17 protein-coding genes are annotated in these 19545 nt (G+C 55.1%); 6 read left to right on the forward strand and 11 right to left on the reverse strand.

Going from position 1 to position 19545, the window contains the following annotated elements; all coding sequences use genetic code 11:
- Positions 1-375: 375 nt before the first annotated feature.
- From K239x_RS17150 to K239x_RS17165, 4 genes are all read right to left on the reverse strand, one after another.
- Positions 376-846: a quercetin 2,3-dioxygenase gene (locus tag K239x_RS17150; protein ID WP_419189081.1), complete on the reverse strand. Its 471-nt coding sequence runs from the start codon at positions 844-846 to the stop codon at positions 376-378.
- Between the two features lie 109 nt (positions 847-955).
- Positions 956-1384: a 6-pyruvoyl trahydropterin synthase family protein gene (locus K239x_RS17155; RefSeq protein WP_419189082.1), complete on the reverse strand. Its 429-nt coding sequence runs from the start codon at positions 1382-1384 to the stop codon at positions 956-958.
- A 112-nt stretch (positions 1385-1496) separates the two neighbouring features.
- Positions 1497-2822 carry an outer membrane protein assembly factor BamB family protein gene (locus tag K239x_RS17160; RefSeq protein ID WP_145419450.1) on the reverse strand — a complete coding sequence of 442 codons (1326 nt, stop codon included), beginning with the start codon at positions 2820-2822 and terminating at the stop codon, positions 1497-1499.
- A gap of 104 nt (positions 2823-2926) precedes the next feature.
- Positions 2927-3466, reverse strand: a complete 540-nt coding sequence (locus K239x_RS17165) for an NUDIX hydrolase (RefSeq protein ID WP_145419451.1) — start codon at positions 3464-3466, stop codon at positions 2927-2929.
- Between K239x_RS17165 and truB the strand changes: the two genes are divergently transcribed.
- Positions 3465-4487 carry a tRNA pseudouridine(55) synthase TruB gene (gene truB, locus K239x_RS17170; protein WP_419189083.1) on the forward strand — a complete coding sequence of 341 codons (1023 nt, stop codon included), beginning with the start codon at positions 3465-3467 and terminating at the stop codon, positions 4485-4487. The genes K239x_RS17165 and truB overlap by 2 nt on opposite strands.
- A gap of 14 nt (positions 4488-4501) precedes the next feature.
- Here the strand turns inward: truB and K239x_RS17175 are convergent, their stop codons facing one another.
- A complete protein-coding gene (locus K239x_RS17175) occupies positions 4502-5110 on the reverse strand; it encodes a MarC family protein (RefSeq protein WP_145419453.1) in 609 nt (202 codons plus the stop codon).
- Between the two features lie 284 nt (positions 5111-5394).
- On the opposite strand from K239x_RS17175, the gene K239x_RS17180 reads away from it, so the two are divergent.
- The gene (locus K239x_RS17180) at positions 5395-6378 is read left to right on the forward strand and encodes a CBS domain-containing protein (protein WP_419189084.1); all 984 of its coding nucleotides are present in this window, start codon (positions 5395-5397) and stop codon (positions 6376-6378) included.
- 41 nt (positions 6379-6419) lie between these two features.
- Positions 6420-7883, forward strand: coding sequence for a sensor domain-containing diguanylate cyclase (locus tag K239x_RS17185; RefSeq protein WP_419189085.1), 1464 nt, complete (start codon positions 6420-6422; stop codon positions 7881-7883).
- Positions 7884-7931: 48 nt separating this feature from the next.
- Here K239x_RS17185 and K239x_RS17190 read toward each other — a convergent pair whose 3' ends face one another.
- Positions 7932-9719 carry an ATP-binding protein gene (locus K239x_RS17190; protein WP_145419456.1) on the reverse strand — a complete coding sequence of 596 codons (1788 nt, stop codon included), beginning with the start codon at positions 9717-9719 and terminating at the stop codon, positions 7932-7934.
- Positions 9720-10157: 438 nt separating this feature from the next.
- On the opposite strand from K239x_RS17190, the gene K239x_RS17195 reads away from it, so the two are divergent.
- Positions 10158-11183 (forward strand): AAA family ATPase, encoded by a 1026-nt coding sequence (locus tag K239x_RS17195; protein ID WP_145419457.1) that lies wholly within the window; start codon positions 10158-10160, stop codon positions 11181-11183.
- A gap of 62 nt (positions 11184-11245) precedes the next feature.
- On the opposite strand, the gene K239x_RS17200 is transcribed toward K239x_RS17195, so the two are convergent.
- From K239x_RS17200 to K239x_RS17215, 4 genes are all read right to left on the reverse strand, one after another.
- The gene (locus K239x_RS17200; protein ID WP_145419458.1) at positions 11246-13423 is read right to left on the reverse strand and encodes a hypothetical protein; all 2178 of its coding nucleotides are present in this window, start codon (positions 13421-13423) and stop codon (positions 11246-11248) included.
- Positions 13356-14840, reverse strand: coding sequence for an IMP dehydrogenase (guaB, locus tag K239x_RS17205; RefSeq protein ID WP_145419459.1), 1485 nt, complete (start codon positions 14838-14840; stop codon positions 13356-13358). The genes K239x_RS17200 and guaB overlap by 68 nt, the downstream gene beginning before the upstream one ends.
- 230 nt (positions 14841-15070) lie before the next feature.
- Positions 15071-16156 carry an RluA family pseudouridine synthase gene (locus K239x_RS17210; protein WP_145419460.1) on the reverse strand — a complete coding sequence of 362 codons (1086 nt, stop codon included), beginning with the start codon at positions 16154-16156 and terminating at the stop codon, positions 15071-15073.
- Positions 16157-16167: 11 nt separating this feature from the next.
- On the reverse strand, positions 16168-16662 hold the full coding sequence (locus K239x_RS17215) for a fasciclin domain-containing protein (protein ID WP_145419461.1): 495 nt from the start codon (positions 16660-16662) through the stop codon (positions 16168-16170).
- A 267-nt stretch (positions 16663-16929) separates the two neighbouring features.
- On the opposite strand from K239x_RS17215, the gene K239x_RS17220 reads away from it, so the two are divergent.
- A complete protein-coding gene (locus K239x_RS17220) occupies positions 16930-17787 on the forward strand; it encodes a cysteine peptidase family C39 domain-containing protein (RefSeq protein ID WP_145419462.1) in 858 nt (285 codons plus the stop codon).
- Between the two features lie 25 nt (positions 17788-17812).
- Here the strand turns inward: K239x_RS17220 and K239x_RS17225 are convergent, their stop codons facing one another.
- On the reverse strand, positions 17813-18268 hold the full coding sequence (locus tag K239x_RS17225; RefSeq protein WP_145419463.1) for a hypothetical protein: 456 nt from the start codon (positions 18266-18268) through the stop codon (positions 17813-17815).
- Between the two features lie 213 nt (positions 18269-18481).
- On the opposite strand from K239x_RS17225, the gene K239x_RS17230 reads away from it, so the two are divergent.
- Complete coding sequence (locus K239x_RS17230; protein WP_419189086.1) at positions 18482-19492, forward strand: hypothetical protein; 1011 nt, start codon at positions 18482-18484, stop codon at positions 19490-19492.
- The last annotated feature ends 53 nt before the right edge of the window (positions 19493-19545 follow it).

Raw genomic sequence — 19545 nt, forward strand, 5'->3', positions numbered from 1 at the left:
GAATCCACAGGCCCCCGCTCTCATGCATGTGCGAATCGAGTAATTAAACCATTCACCGCGATGCTATCACTACAAGCTTGCTGAAGTGATCCGCAATCGAATCAATCTCATCGCCCAGACAGTTCCGTGAATAGTGCAACTTAGTATAGCTACCATCGCCCCGCCACAAAGAGGTAGCCAGTGAAAGGGCAAGTCGCTTTTTGAAACGGGGTCAACTGCGAGCGGCACGGCGCGAGCCTGTTAGCGGAACGGCGCGCGTCGTCCGGTGCGACGAAGACCGGATGGCTTACGCCATTCCGCAAAAAACAATCTCTTCAAAAAAGATTCGTTCCACAGGGAGCGAACAATCGCGAACGACACCCCGGCCAGCAATCGCTACGCAGGTGGCAGGAATGTCACGCCATGATCAGCACCGATTTGGGCCATTCTGGCCATGTCGGGCGGCTGATCGGTTGGCAGCGACGCGAAATCTGAGACAAAATCTTCAAACCCGCCAGGCTGGCAAACAATCAACAGCCGCCCCGGCTGATCCGCAACATTGCGAAACTGATGCGGCACGTTGGGCGGTGCACTCAGAAACGCACCAACCGAGGCACGCGTTGTTTCACCATCGACTTCAAATTCGAACTCTCCTTCGAGCACATAGAATGTCTCGGATTCCCGCGAATGCATGTGCCGTGGCGGCCCAGCACCAGCGGGCACCGTGGTCTCCAGGATTGTCATCGCGCCGCCCGTATCCTTTGCCGTCGCTTTGATCGTGATTTGATCGCCGCCCAGAACGTCGTATTGCATTCCCGAACCTGGTGCCACAAATCGCGGTGCAACAAATCGTTGTTCGGTACTCATTGAATCTCCCTCGTTGGTGAAAACACTGTTCGGTCGAAGCACCGTTGAGTCAAAAGACTCCATTCAAGTCGATCGCTTTGGTCACTAACACGACAGGTTTCCCATCGTATCAGTCAGTGGTTACTTCACTGCTCGTTTCGTCGCTCTCCCACAAGCGTACTTTAAACGCAGTCGCACCGGTGCCGTCCAGAATCGTTGGGCAGACGACTTTCAGAAAGTGCGAGGCCATATTTTCGGCTGTCGGATTGCAATCTAGTTCGTAGATACGGTGCGGCTTGGACGATCGAATCGCCGCCAAACCATTATCGTCCTGATCCCACAAAATGAACGTGTGGTCCCAGTTTTCGTCCAACCAACCGTTCACACGATTCTTCAACTGCTTGAAATCCAAGATACGCCCGATCGAATCCTGCTGCTCGCCCGTGACGTAGACTTCGATGACGTAATTGTGCCCATGGAGATTCTGGCATTTGCCTTCGTGCCCCACCAATCGGTGACCGGCACAGAATGTAAACCGCCGCATAATACTGAGTGACATAAAGACTTTTTTCGCGTGAGAAAGCTAATTCAATTTTTCGGCGCAGTGTAGCGAACTGGAAAGTTCGCTCGCTGCCACTCGCAAGTTTTCAGCCGCTGAGGGGCAACATCGGCTACTTCGATTCGATCCGATACAGAGCCTCGGAAGTCCGCAGGATCAGAGCATTGTCAACGACAGCGGGCGACGCCATGATCTGGCCGGGCAATTTATTCTCCGCTGCCACGACCGCTTGCTTGCCTGGTTTCAATACGGTGACGACTCCTTCGTGCGACCCCAAGTAGATGTAGCCTCCAACGAAAAGGGGCGATGCCGAAAATTTACCGCCGATCCGTTTCTTCCAAATCTGATCGCCCGATTCCGCGTCAAAACAACTGGCGATTCCGTCATCGGCAATCACGTAGATCAATCCGTCATGCAGCAACGGCGAAGGCTTGGACGGAATGCTCTTGCTGCTTTCCCATTTGAAATGCGTGTCCGTGACGTCACCGGCCCCGTCGACGCTGACGGCCCATAATTTTCCGCTGCCAAATCCCGTTGCAAAGTAAACCACACCGTCGTTGTAGACCGGACGCGGCACCACCGAAAAACCTTTGCCGTGGCGGACTTTCCAAATCTCCGCTCCCGTCTTTGGTTCGTAGGCGACCATCCACTGCGAAGCCATGCAGATCAATTGATCGCGGCCTTGCTGGTCCGTGATCGCAATCGGGGTGCTGTACGCCTTCTTTTGTTCGCCGTCGGGAGCATCCATCTCGGGGCGATCCGTTTTCCACAGAGTTTCGCCGGTCGCTTTGTTCAACGAAACGACGTACTGCGAATTGATCCCGTCTTGAATCAGCACCAGCGAATCGCCGTGAATAAGTGGCGAGCTTCCCGGTCCGACGGAATGCGACAGTGGGAATTTGCGTTGCCACTTGATGGTGCCGGTTTCCCGAGACAAACAAAACGTGCCGTAGGTCCCAAAGTGACAGTAGATGTTGTCTCCATCGATCACTGGTGTCGGCGACGCGTAACTGTTGAGCGAATGGATCGAATCGGGCTCTTCGACCGACGTCAAATCAATGGTGCGTGTGACCGCTCCGCTTTCCAAATCAACGGACAAAACCTTGAGATCAATCTGCTTGGCAACTTGTAGCTGCTTGAACTTCTTGGGCTCGATTCCTTTTTTGGTCAGTATCTCAATGCGTTCTTCTTCCGTCGGAAAAACTTCGATGGCCGTCGTCAACCAGACGACACCGTCGGCCACGACGGGCGACGACCAAGCTTTTCCGGGCAGCGGAGTTTTCCAAGACACATTGTCGGAATCACTAAAGCGAATTGGCACGTTTTGTCCATCGACTTTGCCATCACCATTGGGACCACGAAACTGTGGCCACGAATCAGCAGCAGCAATCACTGCGAACAAAAGACAAAGAAACAATCCGGAGGTCAGTCGGTGCATGGAGATGCCAAAGTTAAACGGAACGTAAAAGGTGGGGGTCTGCCGAGCGGGCCAGCATTATAGCTCCGCCAAGCCATCGATTCACTTTGTGGAAAAAACCCGTGTTAAGTTTCAATCATCTCAGCGACAACGGGTGAATAGAGGAAAGCGTACAGCCCCACCAACGATTTGGCATCGCGAATTTTACCCGAAGCAATCAGCTCCAAGGCTTCCTCACGAGTGACAATCTGGTTGACAATCTGTTCAGTGGCTTCGCGTGCTGCGTCGCCAGCAGTTAGGTCAGTGGCGAGGAACAAGTGCATCAGTTCGTCGCAAATCCCCGGTGCAGAATAGAATTGATGGAGCGGAGTCAAGCTCCCAGCAGAGTAGCCGGTTTCTTCGATCAATTCGCGTCCGGCCGTCAATTCGGCTGATTCATTCTCTTCTCGGGTTCCTGCTGGCAACTCCAGCAACGTTTCGCCCACGGTCGGCCGGCTATTGCGAATCATGACAATGGTGTTCGCATCGATGACTGGCAACAAAACGACGGCGCCGCGATGCCGAATCACTTCCCGAGCGTAAGTCTTTCCGTCTCTGCCCTGCAGTTGCATTTGATGGACGTCAAAACGCGCCCCTTTTAGCAAAATGGTTTCTTCGCTGGCCATGCTTCTCGCTCCTCGGCTAAATTTGATGTATCACTTGGCGATCGTTTCAGCCATCGATCCGTTTTTACCGATGGCGTATCACTTTTGCGATCCTCTTTTTCGCGTCACCACTGTGTTTGGTTTTATCAATTGCAACAAGCCCGCTGGAATGACGTCGCGTGATGTCGTCAATATCGTGCAGCGACGCTTGAAGCCCGATAAAATCAAGGTCGGTCACTGCGGCACGCTGGATCCGCTGGCCGAAGGCGTGCTTTTGCTGGGAATCGGATCGGCTGTCCGGCTGACCCCTTACGTGCAAGACCAGCCCAAACGGTACATCGGAAAGTTTCGCCTGGGCGCGTCCAGCGATACCGGCGACTTGGAAAACGGCTTCGTTTCACACGGTGATCTGCCGCAGCCAAATCGCCAACAATTGCACGACGCTTGCACCGGCCTGACCGGCCTGATCAAACAGATTCCCCCGGCCTACTCCGCGATTTGGGTCGACGGACAACGCGCCTATGACCGCGTACGCCGCGGCGAGCAAGTCGACATGCCGTCGCGGACCGTTTCGATCCACGAGCTCAGTTTGGTCGACTATGATTTTCCGATGATGACGCTCGATACGTTGTGCGGATCGGGCACCTACATTCGAACACTGGGAATCGATGTCGCCCGGGCCGCCCAATCGATGGCCGTGATGACCCATTTGGTGCGCACAGAAATCGGCTCCTTTCACGTTGACAAATCCGTCACTATCGATCAACTTCGCGACGCTCCGCTGGAACCGCTCTTGATGCCCGCAGCGTTGGCCGTCACTCACTTGCCGCGCATCGACGTCGATGATCACGACACCTACCGATTGCAAAACGGACTTTGCCTTCACGAAGAATTGGGAATCTCGGTGACAGACGATGCTCAAGTCGCAGCGTTCACACCCAGCGGGCAACTCTGTGCAATCCTGCGACGCAAACCACGCGGATGGTGCCCGTATCGCGGCTTTCCAATCGACGAAGTGCCACGCCCGCGTTCGGACGATTGATCGCCCCAAGGCAGCTACAGCGCGAAGTAGATTTTGATTCCCGAGAGCGTGTTTTCGGCTGCGACGGCCGATAGAATCACCCCCATCACTCGGCTGATCACACTTGCACCGCTGGTGCCGATGACTTTGACAATCACGCCGGCCGCTAGCATCAGCAGGTAGACGATCAGTAATACGACAGTGATGACAGCCACGGTCTGTAGTTGTTGCCACGCCGTGAAGCGGCTGTTTTCGGTTAGCAGCACGGCGGCAAGCATCGCTCCCGGACTGGCGATCGACGGAACCGCAAGCGGAAAAATGGCGGTGTCACGGTGGTCCAGCACCAACCGGACTTCCTCGTCCGGTTTGCTCTCGCCAAAGATCATCGAAAGCGCAAAGAGAAACAGCACGATCCCGCCTGCGATCTGAAACGCCGGGAGCGGAACCGACATCGCCGACAATATTACTTCGCCGACAAGCACAAAGAAAAGCAGAATCCCCGCGGCAACCGCCGAAGCCATCAGTGCAATGCGATGCCGGGCTTTTGCATCGTATTGCTTCGTCACGGCGACAAACACCGGCACCGTTCCAATGGGATCAATCACAGCGAAGAAGACAATGAAGGTTGCAACAAAATCGATCATGAATCTTTGTTTGGGAATTCGATAGCATTCGGCCGAAAGTCTGGCTCTGCACCGAATCGACGGCGAGAAGTCTCGATCGACCTCACTTTGTGGCATGCCATCACTTTGTCGAATGTAACCGAGCGTAGCAAGTACACATCAACCGCGCCGCGTCGGTGAGGGTTACCCCTCATTCGCCCGCGTCTTTTTGCCAACTGCCGTCGTGTTGCTGTCGCTGGCCTAAGGTTGGGAAACCGTTGTCTGAGTACCAGAATGTTTCCACTGATATGCGCAAGCCTTTCATCATGCCATACACGCAAGATCGAATGACGAATCGTCGCGGAGTTGCCGCCGTCGAATCGGCAGCTGTGTTAGCGCTCATTATCCTGGGCGCACTTTTCGCGTTGTACGCTCTGAGCACGTCGACGCGGCAGAGTTTCCAAAGCGTCAGCATGCAAATCGACGCGAACCAACCAGCGAACGCGACGGGCGGTGGTCATCCTGGATCCACCGATACCGCAGTAGCCAACAGCGGTGTGTCGGCGACAGACGTCGCACCACCCGCTCATGACAAAGCCGAAGTCGCCATCGCGGTCTGTGTCTTTTGTTTGGTGGTCATTGGCGGGCTGTACTTACGACTATGGCAAAAACGTAGCGGGGACCTGAAACGCAAAGAAGAAGAAGTCGACGAGATTCACTTGCGATCGCACGCTCTGCGTCAAATTTTGGCGAAACGCAATTCGATCTTTAACCGCATCGATGACAACTGGGAATCGATCCTTAGCGGACACGCCATCGTCGAAACTTACATGTCCAGCAATGTCGTCACCGTCGATCCCGAAATGCCAAAAGCGGATGCTCTTTTCAAGATGCAGGAAGCCGGTTTTCGCCGCTTCATGGTCAAGCGAACAGACGGATCCATGGCCGGCGTCGTCAGTCGGCAAGACATCCTTTCCAAACCGGGCGACCGTGTTTGCGACGTCATGACCGACAATCCTCGCATGGCGACTCCCGAAACAGAAATCCACACCGCGTTGTCCGTCCTCCTTGAGAATCGAATTTCATGCTTACCCGTCGTGAAAGACAAGATGCTAGTTGGCCTACTATCAGTGTCCGACCTGTTGATGGTCCTGCAGTGCCTGCTGCGAGACCTGAGCACTCGCCAAATCGACCCCACTTTCGTCGAAGCACAAGCTCATCACGATCGTTGCGAACTGATGCCAGAAATCGATCCTCAAGAACGCCGATTGCAACAGTACCTGAGTCCAGCCAAGCCGATTCACTCATAAATCAATTCGTAGACCCACGCGTCGAAATACTGACATCCATCATGCACGACTGCCTGAACAAAGTCCTGAATAACGCTGCTGTGCCGTCTCCTCCGACGGTTGCCGCTGAAATTCTGGATCTGGTTGCGCAAAGCGAATCGACGATCGACCAAATCACACAGGTTATCAGTTCCGACCCCAACCTCTCGGGTCGCTTGATCGCTTACTGCAACTCTCCCATCGTCGGATGCAAACGCACCATCGGCAGCTTGCCGCAAGCAGTGGTTGTGCTGGGGCTGCGCAAGTTGCGATTGATCGCGCTTTCGTTTTCACTTCTGGAAACCAAAGACGAAAACGGATTCGACTACGAACAATTTTGGCGTCGGTCCTTGGCGACCGCCATCGCGTCGCAATTAGTCGGCGAACGTTCCAACGGAAGTTCTCAAGAATCATTTCTGCAGGGATTGGTACTGAATGTTGGACAAATCGGATTGGCCAATACCTTCTCAAAGCTCTATTCAGATTTAGATACCGACGAAAACGGAACGGTCTGCACGGTCGATGAATCGGAAATGTTTGGGATTCATCGCTATGGCGTCGGCGCAGAAATGCTTCAGAAGTGGCATTTTCCCGAGCACATGGTCGATGCCGTGGGTCAATACGACCCGCTAATCCTGAACCACCGCACAAAACCGTTTCAGCTGGCCGAACGCTTGGCTCTGCTGCTGACGTCGGACAATATCGCGGTGCATCAGATCGACGAAACCAAACGAGTCGCCGAAGCATGGCTTGGGATCGATTCAATCGCTTTCGCAGAAATTTTCGAGCAAATGTTGGAGCACTGGAAGAGCTTCGAAAAGCTTTTCCAATTCGATTCAATTCCGTTCGATTCGCTAGGCGAAATGGAATCAATTGCCAAGCAGCGACTGATCGACATGGCGATGGGCATGGACAGCGAAGTCGAAGTACTCCGTCAAGAATACCAAGACCTGAAACGCAGTTCACTGGTCGATGTTTTGACCCGACTAAAAAACCGCGAAGCCTATGAATTCGAGGTTCCCGGAGTCGTCGACTATCACCGCCGACAGAAAAAATCGTTCGGGATTCTGGTGATCGACATTGATCACTTCAAATCGATCAACGACACCTATGGTCACGCCGGTGGCGACGCGGTTCTGAAAGCGGTGGGCGAATGCCTGATTCAGAATTGCCGAAAATACGACACGGTCTATCGTTACGGCGGCGAAGAGTTTGTGGCGATGATTGTCGACTGCGTCCAGTTTTCGACTGAGCGAATCGCTGATCGTTTTCGAGCGGCGATCGAAGCGTTACGCATTCCGTTTGAATCGGAGATGCTAAAGATCACCGCCAGTATCGGAATCTGCTGGACCGAACACGGCGAAACTGAATCGTTGGACAAACTATTCCAAATCGCTGACTCCAACCTCTATCACGCTAAACACTCCGGTCGCAATTGCTGCGTCGTGCGTCCCGAGTCACCGGGAGTGAGCATACCGGTCAGCTAAATACGCGGCGACCTTCAAGCAGCAGGCAAACCCATGCGGACCACTGAACTAGATGTTCGTCTTGGATTGCCGACGTAGATCCCAATCGGTGCCATCACAGGGCAATCGCAACCGAAAGCATGCGCCGCCGCCTTTCGCATCCAAGATCTGAATGTCGCCACCATGTTCGCGCAAGATCTTGTTGCTCACCGGCAATCCCAGTCCGGTGCCGCGTGCCCCTTTGCGTGATTCGAACAGCGAAAAGATCTTGTTGCGGTCTTCCTCTGCCACGCCGCGACCGTTGTCCAGCACATCAATCAACCAGCCGGCAACGGAATCAAAACTGGTTCTGACCATCACCTTGGGCACCATTGCTTTGGCGGGCGGTGGCGGTTCGGCGCCCAAACTGGATTGCAACAGCGAATCGGAATAGTCGACCGGTTCGTCTTCGTCCGCCGCCGCTTCGGCCGCGGCGTCGATTGCATTGGTCACTAAGTTCAAGATCGCGCGGTGCATCGCATCGGGATCAAAATACGCTTCGGGCAGTTCGCCGTCGAGTTGCATTTTCAGTTGAACCCCCAGGTCGCTTGCGTGCGTCTGCATCAGTTCCACCACGTCGCGAACTTGTTCATTCAGATCAGCTTCGACCCGCTCGGGTTCGCGCTCTTTGGAAAACGTCAGCATGTCCATGACCAAGTTGGAGATTCGATCTTGGTTTTTGTCCACGATCCTCCAACCACGCCGAACCGCGTCGGTGTCTTCTCGCTCTAGCCCAGTTTCGATTAAGTAGCCACCGCCACGAATACCTTGCAAAATGTTTTTGACGTGGTGAGACAAAGTCGCAATGGTTTGCCCCATCGCAGCTAGCCGCTCGCTTTGCACCAAAGCCGAGTAGTAAAACGTGTCTTCGATTGCCAAGGCCGCTTGATGACCGATCGCAGTGATCAAACGGAGATGGTCATCGGTAAATCGCTGCACACTACCGGCCGCAATCATTTTTCCCGGCGGTGTAAACGTGTCGATGTAAAGAGCCCCGACAATGTCATAGCGTCCTTGCAGAGGCACACACAACGCTTCGCGGACTCCTCCGTGCACAATCGACGCCGCCGAATCAAACCGGTCGTCGTCTTTGGCATTGCTGGTACGCACGCCTTCTTTTCGCTTCAGCACATAATCCAAAATCGTATAGCTAATCGACATGCGTGCTGACTTGGTCGCGTTGCTGTCGTCACGGTCACAGCGTGCCGCCGGCCGAAGCTGGTTGCTTTCATTGTCACGCAACATAATGCAGCCGCGATCGGCATCCACCCAGTCAAAAACCAACCGCAAAATTCGATTCAACACTTGGTCCAAATCATCGGTGCGTCCGACCGCGATGGCCGTCAGATACATCACTTCCAATGAACGATCCGTGTCCGTATCACGTTTGCCCGATTCGATCGCTGCGTTTAATTCCGCAGGTTTTGGCACCACCTGCGACAGCGACGACACGATTCGGCTGCCGTCGTCTTCGCGTGTTTGACGAACAATGTCGACACGGTGAGCCGCATCGATGCCGACCGGCTGCGAGATCCCGGTGTAGATCAGGAGCGTCTGGCCGATTTCGATTCGATCACCGCTGACCAAATTGTGCCGATTGATCCGCTGCCCATTGACGCGTGTTCCGTTGCTGCTGCCCAGATCGACCATTTCACAGGTCTCATCGGGGGCAATTCGAATCTCCGCGTGACTGCGGGAAGCTTCCGTGTCGAACAACTGCACATGGCTGGACGCGTCGCGGCCGATCCGTGCGATCGACGCGGTAATCTGGAAATGCTTTCCTTGGTCGCGTCCGCGTACAACGTAAAGCGATGCCATGACAAGCCACAGAGGTTCCGCGAAGCAAACTATTTGCGATGAGCAGGAAAAGGAAGCCGAACAAGACGCTCCGAGTTCGGGATCATCATTCCGGTACCCAAAACGCCTCCTTAAAACTAACCAAGCGGTTCAGCCAGGACCACCCTACCTGGTTGGTTATCAACGTTAAAACTCGGTCAATTTTTGGTGACTCAAAAGACCGCCAATCGTATTCACGGTCGTTGCCTGAGGCCAATTCCACGTCAGCCAGGGAGCAATTCCGCGTCAGCCAGGGAGGACGACGGCCCAACCCACACACGAACTCCAATCACGGAAGACCAATTAAATTCCCTCGCGATCAAAAACTGCCCGCGATCACTCCGCAGCAGCGATGACTACGATTATGATAGACCGAGTGTAAAACCATCCTCCTGAAGATTCCTAACTCGAGATCTCGCCTTGGTTCAGTTGCCCCCACCGTCGCAAGATGACGCCGCAAGTGCCGCTCGACTTGTCAAATCATGCCAAGCCATTCGCGAACAAGTCGGCCGCATCGTTGTTGGGCAAGAAGCCGTCGTCGAACAACTGTTGATCGCGATCCTTGCTCGCGGTCACTGCCTGTTGGAAGGTGTTCCGGGGTTAGCCAAAACGCTGATGATTCGCACGTTAGCTGAATCGATGCATTTGGATTTTCGTCGCATTCAGTTTACCCCCGACTTGATGCCCGGTGACATCACAGGCACCGACATCATTCAAGAAGACCCCGAAACGGGACGGCGCCAACTGGTGTTTGAACGGGGACCTGTTTTTACCCAGATGTTGCTGGCTGACGAAATCAACCGAACGCCTCCCAAGACACAGGCGGCGCTGCTGGAAGCGATGCAGGAACACGAGGTCACCGCAGCGGGAAAGACCTACCGCCTGGAGGAGCCGTTCTTTGTTTTGGCGACTCAAAACCCGATCGAACAAGAGGGCACGTACCCGCTGCCCGAAGCGCAGCGTGACCGATTCTTGTTTCATGTGGTGGTCGACTATCCGTCGCGCGACCAAGAAAGCGAGATCGTCGATCGAACCACATCGACGTTTGATGCCACGGTCGAAGCCGTCGTGAGCGGCGCCGAAATCATCGAATTTCAAAACACCGTCCGACGCGTTCCTCTGCCACCGCATGTCAAAGACTGGGTGCTCGATGCGGTGCGTGCTGTTCGCCCACGCGACGAATTTAGCAGACCGTGGGTACGCGAACTGATCGAATGGGGCCCGGGCCCGCGAGCCAGTCAGCAGCTGGTGCTAGCGTCCAAAGCACGTGCTTTGCTTCACGGACGACCGCACGTCACGCTCGATGACGTGCAGACATTGGCGTATCCGGTCTTGCGTCACCGGATCGTGCCAACGTTTGCCGCCGAAGCGGACGGAGTTTCCGTCGACGATCTGATTGGCCGCATGATCAGCGAACAAACTGCCGCGCCAGCTGGCGCGTTGTAGTGACAATGCTGAGGGACCGTTTCCGTCAGCTGTCGTGCTGAACTTTTGCAGCACAACGACTGCTACGGAATGAACACGAATCCGGTGGTGACCGCAGCGACCTGTGCCGCGGCACCTCGCAAACTAAGTGGCACCGGTGGCACGATCCACGGAGCACAGTTGCCCGGTCGATAGTAGCCCAGTGCGTACTGACATTCGCTTGGCGGATGGATGCCCATCTTGTAAGGCATCACGGCAATGTTGGCAAAGAAGTGAGCCGACGAAACAACCGGCTGCAGAATCGGTCCCGCTGTGTGCCCGTATCGCTCTAAGTTGACTTCCTCGAAGTACAACGGCTTGTGACACAAGTTCGATGCCTTCCAAGTCATCACGTGTGGCTGCCAATTGCGAGGTGTGTAAGCGACCTGCTCCAGACGGCACTCTTTGGGCAGTCCCCAGTTTTGCGAGATGTAGGCCAAGTCGCCTTCGCTGAGTTGATCGACTTGAATCTCCTGGCGAGTGCCTTGTTCGTTTTCGATGATCGCTTTCTCGTAAGCCAAGTCACGCAAGCGTCCAAATCCCAGCACGTTGCCGTCCATCGAAGTCCATTGGCGAACGGTTTGAGCTTCATCAAACTTACGCTTCAATTTTTCGTACTCTTTGATCTTGAAAACGTCAGGACGGAACGGAGCACTGATATCCAGTGAAAGCGTGCGGATGTCTTCGCGCGAAATACGACGTCGAAACTCATCACAGCTCAGTCCTTCGGCAACGTTCGCTTGGCCGTCCGCTGCCTCGTCTTCTTCCTCTGATTTGGCTCGAGCGTCCTTGTCGGCAGCTCGATCTTCGTCCTGCATTTGTTTCATTCGCAGCTGCAAACGATCACGGTCGTCCTGGTCCGAACCACTGCGTTCTCGCTTGGGAAACGGATTTTCAAACATGTCGTCGCGATCCGACGGCGAATCCATGGCGTCGTTGCCGATCTTATTGGGTTCGGGCAACGTGTCCAGCGATTCGACTTTCGGCGGGGCGGATCGCCCTGGTGTTTCGGACTGCAGCAGTTCACGCAGCTGAGGCGATGCAGTATCAGCCGCAGGGGCTTTTTCGCCCTTGGCAGCCTGCATGTCCTGCACTTCGACGTCCTCGAACAGATCCGATGGGTCGCTGCTTTTGGCCGCAGCATCCGCTGGAACGTCTTCAAACAGGCTGTCGAATCCAGATGCCGGTGCTTTGACGGCTGGCGCTGGACTGGTTGGAAAAGAATCGGCCGGTGCTGGCAGACCACGGTCGGCATTTGCGCCGGGCAATGGCAGATCAAACGCATCACTCGGTGCCGCACCACCACGAAGTGCGTTGGTCGGTCCGTCGGCGGCTGATGCTTCGCCACCAGGCGTCGGCAATTCGAATTGATTGGCCAAGCGTTGAAACTTTGGCTCGCTCTGGCGGACTGCATTCACTCCGCCGGGAAGCTGAGTGTGTTGTGGCGAGTCGTTTTGAAAATCGTTGAACTGCTGGTTGGTCGATGCACGCCGGCTACCACTTTGCTCGTTCGCTTCCGAACGATCGATCCGCGCTGATGCGGTCGCGTGCTGGGATTTTCCAAACGGATTGCCAAAGAAATCTTGCTTGGCGTCGACCAGTTGCGCTTCGATTTGTTTAGCCGGACGATCAACGGGCTGATGAGTCAGTGCCTCGTTTAGAATCGCTCGTGCTTCGGGCGACCAGGCAGCTTGCTGAACTGCTGAGGGTTGCGACTGGTTTGCGGCAGTTCGCGTCTGGTTTGCCGCGGGAGCCGTTTCGCGATATGCCTGACGATGATACTGAGCCGTGCGAACGTCACGCATCGGATTGGGGACGTTGGATTGCTTGACGTCGTCTGCAAACACATCGTCCGACGGCAGATGGTGAGCTTGCGGTCGCAAATCAGAACTGGTGCGCCATCGCAACGTTTCGTTTACAACCGATCGTTGCCGCGCAGGAAGATTTGCTTGGCGAATTTTTTCGCGATTGGCCGTGACTTCGCCCACCGGACGCATGTTGCCAGACCCAAACTCGGCCGCAGAAAAATTCGCTGGCTGCTGTGCAACCAGCGAATTGCTGCTGAGTGCTAAACCGGCCGTGGCCAGTGCGAAAAGCCCTGCTCGCACACTTGCGCGAAAATTCGCGCCAGCCGCAATGCGGCCGCTTGATGCGTTACAGAGTTTCGCCGGGCTGAACGTCCGGGCTGTAATTGGGTGCTTCTTGAGTGATCGCAATGTCATGCGGGTGGTTCTCCCTCACCGTCGCTGCTGAAACACGGATGAACTTGGCATCGCGTCGCAGCTCTTCAATAGTACGTGTCCCTACGTAACCCATGCCTGCTCGCAATCCGCCTACCAGTTGGTAAACGTAATCGCCCAGCGGGCCTTTGAACGGCACTCGACCTTCGACTCCTTCGGGAACAAGTTTTCCCGCCGGTGATCCTTTTTGTCGGTACCGATCACTGCTTCCATCAACCATCGCTCCCATCGAACCCATTCCGCGGTAAGCCTTGAATCGTCGTCCTTGCCACAGGATCAACTTTCCAGGACTTTCGGTCAGGCCCGCAAACAAGCTGCCAATCATGACAGTACTTGCTCCGGCTGCGATCGCCTTCGTCACGTCACCGCTAAAGCGAACTCCGCCGTCAGCGATAACAGGTATCCCTCGTTCTGCAGCCACAGCGACCGCACTGCGGATCGCTGAGATCTGCGGAACACCGACGCCACTGATGACTCGAGTGGTGCAAATCGAACCTGGCCCAATGCCAACTTTGACTGCGTCCGCTCCTGCGTCGATCAGATCTCGGGTCCCCTCGCTCGTGGCGACGTTTCCCGCGATCACGTCAATGTCCCAACCTCTTTGTGTCTTAATCTCTCGGACGGTATCCATCACGTTCTTGCTGTGACCGTGAGCCGAATCGACAACCAGCAGGTCCACTCCCTGAGCAATCAAGCTTTCGGCTCGCTCAAAGTCGCCGACTCCGATCGCCGCTCCCACTCGCAGTCTTCCTTGCGGATCTTTGCAAGCATGTGGGAACCGTTTCATCATGTCGATGTCACGGATCGTTATAAGTCCCGTCAGTTTTCTTTCTTCGTCAATCAGCAGAAGCTTCTCTACCCTTTTTCCCGTTAAAATCTTCTCAGCTTCCTCAAGCGTTAAATTCCCCTCACCCGTCACCAAATTATCTTTGGTCATGACTTCGGAGATTGGGCGCTCTGGGTTTTCCAGGAAGCGTAGGTCGCGACGCGTCAAAATGCCAGCAAGCGTCCGATCGGCATGAATGATGGGCACCCCCGACACATTTGCCTGGTCCATCAACTCCGCCGCGCGGCCGACTTTCTCTTCCGGCGAAAGAGTCACCGGGTCCACGATGATGCCGTTGGCTGAGCGTTTGACCTTCAAAACTTCTTCGGTCTGTCGCTCGGGCGATAGGTTCTTGTGGATAATTCCCAAGCCGCCCTGTTTGGCCAGCCCGATCGCCATCTTCGCCTCGGTGACGGTATCCATCGGAGACGAAATCAGAGGGATCTGAACTTTGATCCGCTGGGTCAGCTGCGAACTAACGTCCACTTCGCTAGGCACGACCTCGCTATAGCGCGGCACCAGGAGAACATCATCAAAGGTAACGCCAGCTTCGCCAATTTTGTCATCGTCCATCCGAAGCGTTTTCCCTGCAGCAGCGAGTCGAAGTGTAAACCCGCGATTATGCCGCAATGACCGCTCGCGTAGAAGGTGGGGCGGAAACCCAATTCGTTGCAGGAACTGGTAATCGACTCAGGCAAAACACAGCAAAAAACGCATTCCGACGCCCGGGGGTTCATGATGCTGGTGCGAACAGGCGCGATCAGGCCGCCCAAGGGAATCCAGTACGCCCACCCGAGGCGTCTTCACCAATTCAGCGTCTGGGGCGTTCGCTGCGATCGAAATTCAATGGCCGCTCCGGTCCTGGGATGATTGAGCTGCAAACCGGCGGCGTGCAAGCACATCGGGGGATCCTGCAGGCGGCGAGTCTGTGTGACTCCCAGTTGGTGATCGGGCAAATACGTCGGGTCACCACAAATCGGATATCCGCTGTGCCACAAATGGATGCGAATCTGGTTGGTCCGTCCCGTCAGCGGTTTGGCAACCACGTCGCAGGTGCCTGCGGGATGTCTTGTCGAAATCGAAAATTCCGTCTTCGATGGCAATCCGGTCTGAACATCCACGACTCTGCGACCGGCTCTTCCGGGCTCGCGAGCAATTGGAGCTTCGCAAACAAACGTGTCGTCCGCCGGATGCCCCCAGCAGCGAGCCAAGTAGGTTTTGGCAACTTGGCCGGCATCGAACTGCGACTGAACGATTCTTGCCGCGTCTTTGTTTCGCAAAAACAAAACCACGCCCGTCGTATTGGCGTCCAACCGATGCCCTGTCAACAAACGTTCGCCATCGTAGACGGATGACAAAATCGACGTCAGCGAATTTTTGTTGAATCGCCCGCTTGGGTGCATTGGCAAAGGAGCAGGTTTATCGACGACAACCAGATCCGAATCTTCGTAGATGACGCGGATGTTCGCATCGACGTCGGGTTCGATCGTATCGGGAAAAAGATGATCGTACTGCTGGCCTCCTCGGACTCGCCGATTCGGTTCGACCGGCGTCTCTCCCTGCAAGATGTGACCTTGGGCGAACCAATCCAACCAAGTTTGCCGATCGATCTGAGGGTGCGACGTTACAACCACGTCAAGAAGCGTTTGCCCATCGAACCGCTGCGAAACATTGATGGGTCGGATGTTGTGATAAGCAATGGAGCCAGGCAAAACCTTGGTCGCCAGCGCAATCGCGTCGTTTCGTTGCTCCAAGATGGTCGTGTTCATCGACGAAATGTAACACAGCCGCGTCGCAGCCAAATACGCCATCACAAAAAAGAGCCGCATCGGTTGGACCGATGCGGCTCGCTGATGCAATTGTGCAAACACACAGGTGTCAGCAATCAACTGTTTGAAAATTACTTAGGCAACAACACTTTGTTGATGACGTGCACAACACCGTTGCTGCACATGACGTCCGCCTTGACCACTTTGGCATTGTTAATCATGACCGCGCCATCCTTGACTTTTACAGTGACCATTCCACCCTGAACGGTTTTGGCTTCGTCAATTTTCATTACTTCGGCGGCAGTGACTTTACCGGCGACCACGTGATACTTCAGAATCGCTTGCAGCTTTTCTTTGTTCTCAGGCTTAAGCAGGCTTTCCAGCGTTCCTTCGGGCAGCGCGTCAAACGCTTCGTCCGTGGGTGCGAACACGGTAAACGGACCTTCGCCTTTGAGCACGTCGACCAGTTCGCCAGCCTTCACTGCGGCGACCAACGTGTTAAATTTTGCGGCAACGGCTGTGTCGACAATGTCTTTCGCTTTGGTGGCTTTTTCTTCAGCAAAGCTGGTCGACACAGCAAACAGAGTGGCAGCAACACATGCGAGTGACAAAAATTTGCGTGACATCTTGTAAATCCTGTTCGGAGTAAATTTGGATGGGTCAGCAAGCGACGACTTGCTTCTGAAAAGACGTTAGGCATGCGTCAACCGTCGGCAGCGTTTTTTTTTCTAAACCGATTTTGACAATGGGAAGCTGGCCGGCTGACCTGTAGGCTGCCACGTCGACAAAGGCGTCTTTCGCCGTGTATTTGCAAACGTGATATCGACGTCGTTTGTATTCCATCAAATTCAAAACAATCTTTTCCCAACTCGACTGACTGGAACCACGCAGACATGAGCGACCTATGGATTGCGATTGCCGTCATGATTGCGATCGCGGCCGGCCTGGGATGGCTGACAACATCGATCGCGCCGCGGCGACGCCAACCTCAAATGCTCTGGATCGCGTTGTCACTGACATTCACGTTTGTCCTGTTGGCTTACACCGCTGGACAACTTTACTGGGCGCGATGGATTTTCGATTCAGCCGTCATTGTCTGGTCCAATCTTTCGCCATTGTTTGCGGCGATCGCTGCGGGCATCTGCTGGCGTTTGGAAGACACACCCCGCTGGCGACGGCTGTTCATGGCGTTGTCACTGGCCAGCCTTTCGGTTGCATCCGCTTTCTGGCCATTTCTAAATCTAGGCCTTCGGCCGCAGCCAAACGGTGGTGACACATGGAACGGTCCAGTCGCAATGCAGACGTCGTGGGCAACCTGCAGCCCCGCCGCCGCGGCCACGTTTTTGACTGCAGCGGAAATGCCGATCGCCGAACGCGACATGATTCCACGTTGCCTGACAGATGCCTCAGGGACGCCTACGTTGGGGCTGTACCGCGGTGTCAAGCTGGTCGCTCAACAGAATGGCCGAGACGTCAAAGTCGGCGACTTTGAACTTGATCAACTCTTGTCGGGTCAGGTCAAATTTCCTGTGCTCCTGATGGTTCGACTTCCGCTCTCCGGAGTCGATGACCCTCGCTACGCAGCGGAGTGGGGCTGGATTCCTGGAATGGGACACAGCGTGGTCGCATTGGGCCAAACCGAAAACGGTGGGCTGGCGATTGCTGATCCGGCCAAGGGAATGGAAGCGTGGTCAAAGGCCGACATGAAGGTACTCTGGCACGGCGACGCAATTCAGTTGACCGATCGCTAGACAAGCGCTGCCCTGCTACCAGACGTTACTGAGCGCGGTTGACCTTGGTACTGATTTTCAGAATCACCCCGATCGCCAGCACTTGGAACAGCGCGATTGAGATTGGCGACAAGCCTCGGATCCGAGACAACAGTTGCCGCGACCACGGTGGATTGCGCAAGGCCGTTTCGTGGATCCACTGGTTAATCGATTTGGATGGCTGGTCTGCCGCTTGCAGCCCCCACTGCGATGAATGTTCCCAACCGAACTTGGTTTTTCGCCATCCGTCCGGCACCACGGCCGCACTGTGCGGCGACGCCATGACGCGCGACGTTTGAGAATTTGCCAGATGCTGCCGCGTATCGCACCCTGCCGTGGCGACCACCAGCAGCAAAAGGGCAGTTGCGATCCACCCAACCGGAGCGGTCGGACGAAACGTGAATCGATTGGCAGAAAACGCTGGCACTTGGTTTGACAGACCGTAGATCATGAGGGAACGCATAGTGTTGCAAAAATGCAACGGCATCAGCCTCGCTAGCATCTTTGATTTTCCAAGCCGTTTGCGGCTGACCGGCCCCCAGAGTGGGATTTTGGCTGCAGTCGAGTTCTGATTCTGCCGATTCGTTGGATTAGAAGGGGGGCGAGTCCGCTTCGACATACGTGCGCGCTCGCCGGAACATCTCAAGTTTTCTTAGGCGATTGCTGGATCGATATCATGCGAGTTTCGCTAGTTCGTTTTTTCTTTGCTTCGTTGGTCGCAGCATCGGTGGTTTTTGTAGCCAACGACGCAGACGCACAGCGCCCGGTGGTCCCGGGTACTGGTACCGAATTGGTGGGCGTCGCTGACGATTTTGAGGATCCCAATTGGGGCTATGTCCCTCGCGATCCTAAAAGCACCGAAGACATCGACGAAAACCAACGCGCTCCGATGGGCCGTAGCACCAATGGTCGTTGGTACGAAGGCATCAAACGCGGTCATCCCGATGTCGTCCAACGCATCGCTACGCCCGCTGGCGGAATCGCCGGCAGTAAAGGCGCGCTGATGATGCGGTCGATGTACACGGGACTGCCCAATCGCCCCAGCAACAAAATGCACCAGGATGACTTTGTCGCCAACGTGCAGTACCGCTTGGGCCGCCGGCTCAATGTTTCGGAAGTTCCCAGCGTCACGACGCGCGTCTTTTTGCCGCCCGTCGCGGAGTGGGAAAGCCGCAGTGGACCTCATTTCGGTTTTCGTCTCGCTCTCGAAACGACCGCGATGACCGAACAGGAAATCGGCCGCGGAATCTTCAAACGCAAGAAGATGGAGATGGGCAACGAAATCTATTGGCCCGGATTGTTCATCGAATTTGAAAACAAAGATCAAACCGGCAAGCCCGACGACTACGCGTACTTGCGAGTGCGAAGTAACCGACGCGGCGGAGATTTCCGTGGGCCACAAATCACGACGACGGGATGGTGGACCCTTGGAATGAGCGTGACTCCCGACGGCATGGTTCACTACTACGCTTCGCCCGGCGTAGACGATCTGACCGAAGCGGACTACATCACCAGCCAGTTCCCGTACGACTATCGCTGCGAACGGTTCCGAACGTTTTTCTACAACGTCTGCAGTGCCGACGACGGACGCCGTTGGAGCACCTCGTGGATCGTCGATGATCCCAAAGTGTACGCACTCCGTCCGACCGGACAAATCGCGACTCGCAATCGCAACCAAGTCCGCTAGAAAATCAGCACTGCCGAACTTTCGGATTTGAAGTGCCCGCTAAACAGTAATGA

Origin of the sequence: Stieleria marina (assembly GCA_007741555.1) — a bacterium.
Taxonomy (GTDB): Bacteria; Planctomycetota; Planctomycetia; order Pirellulales; family Pirellulaceae; genus K23-9.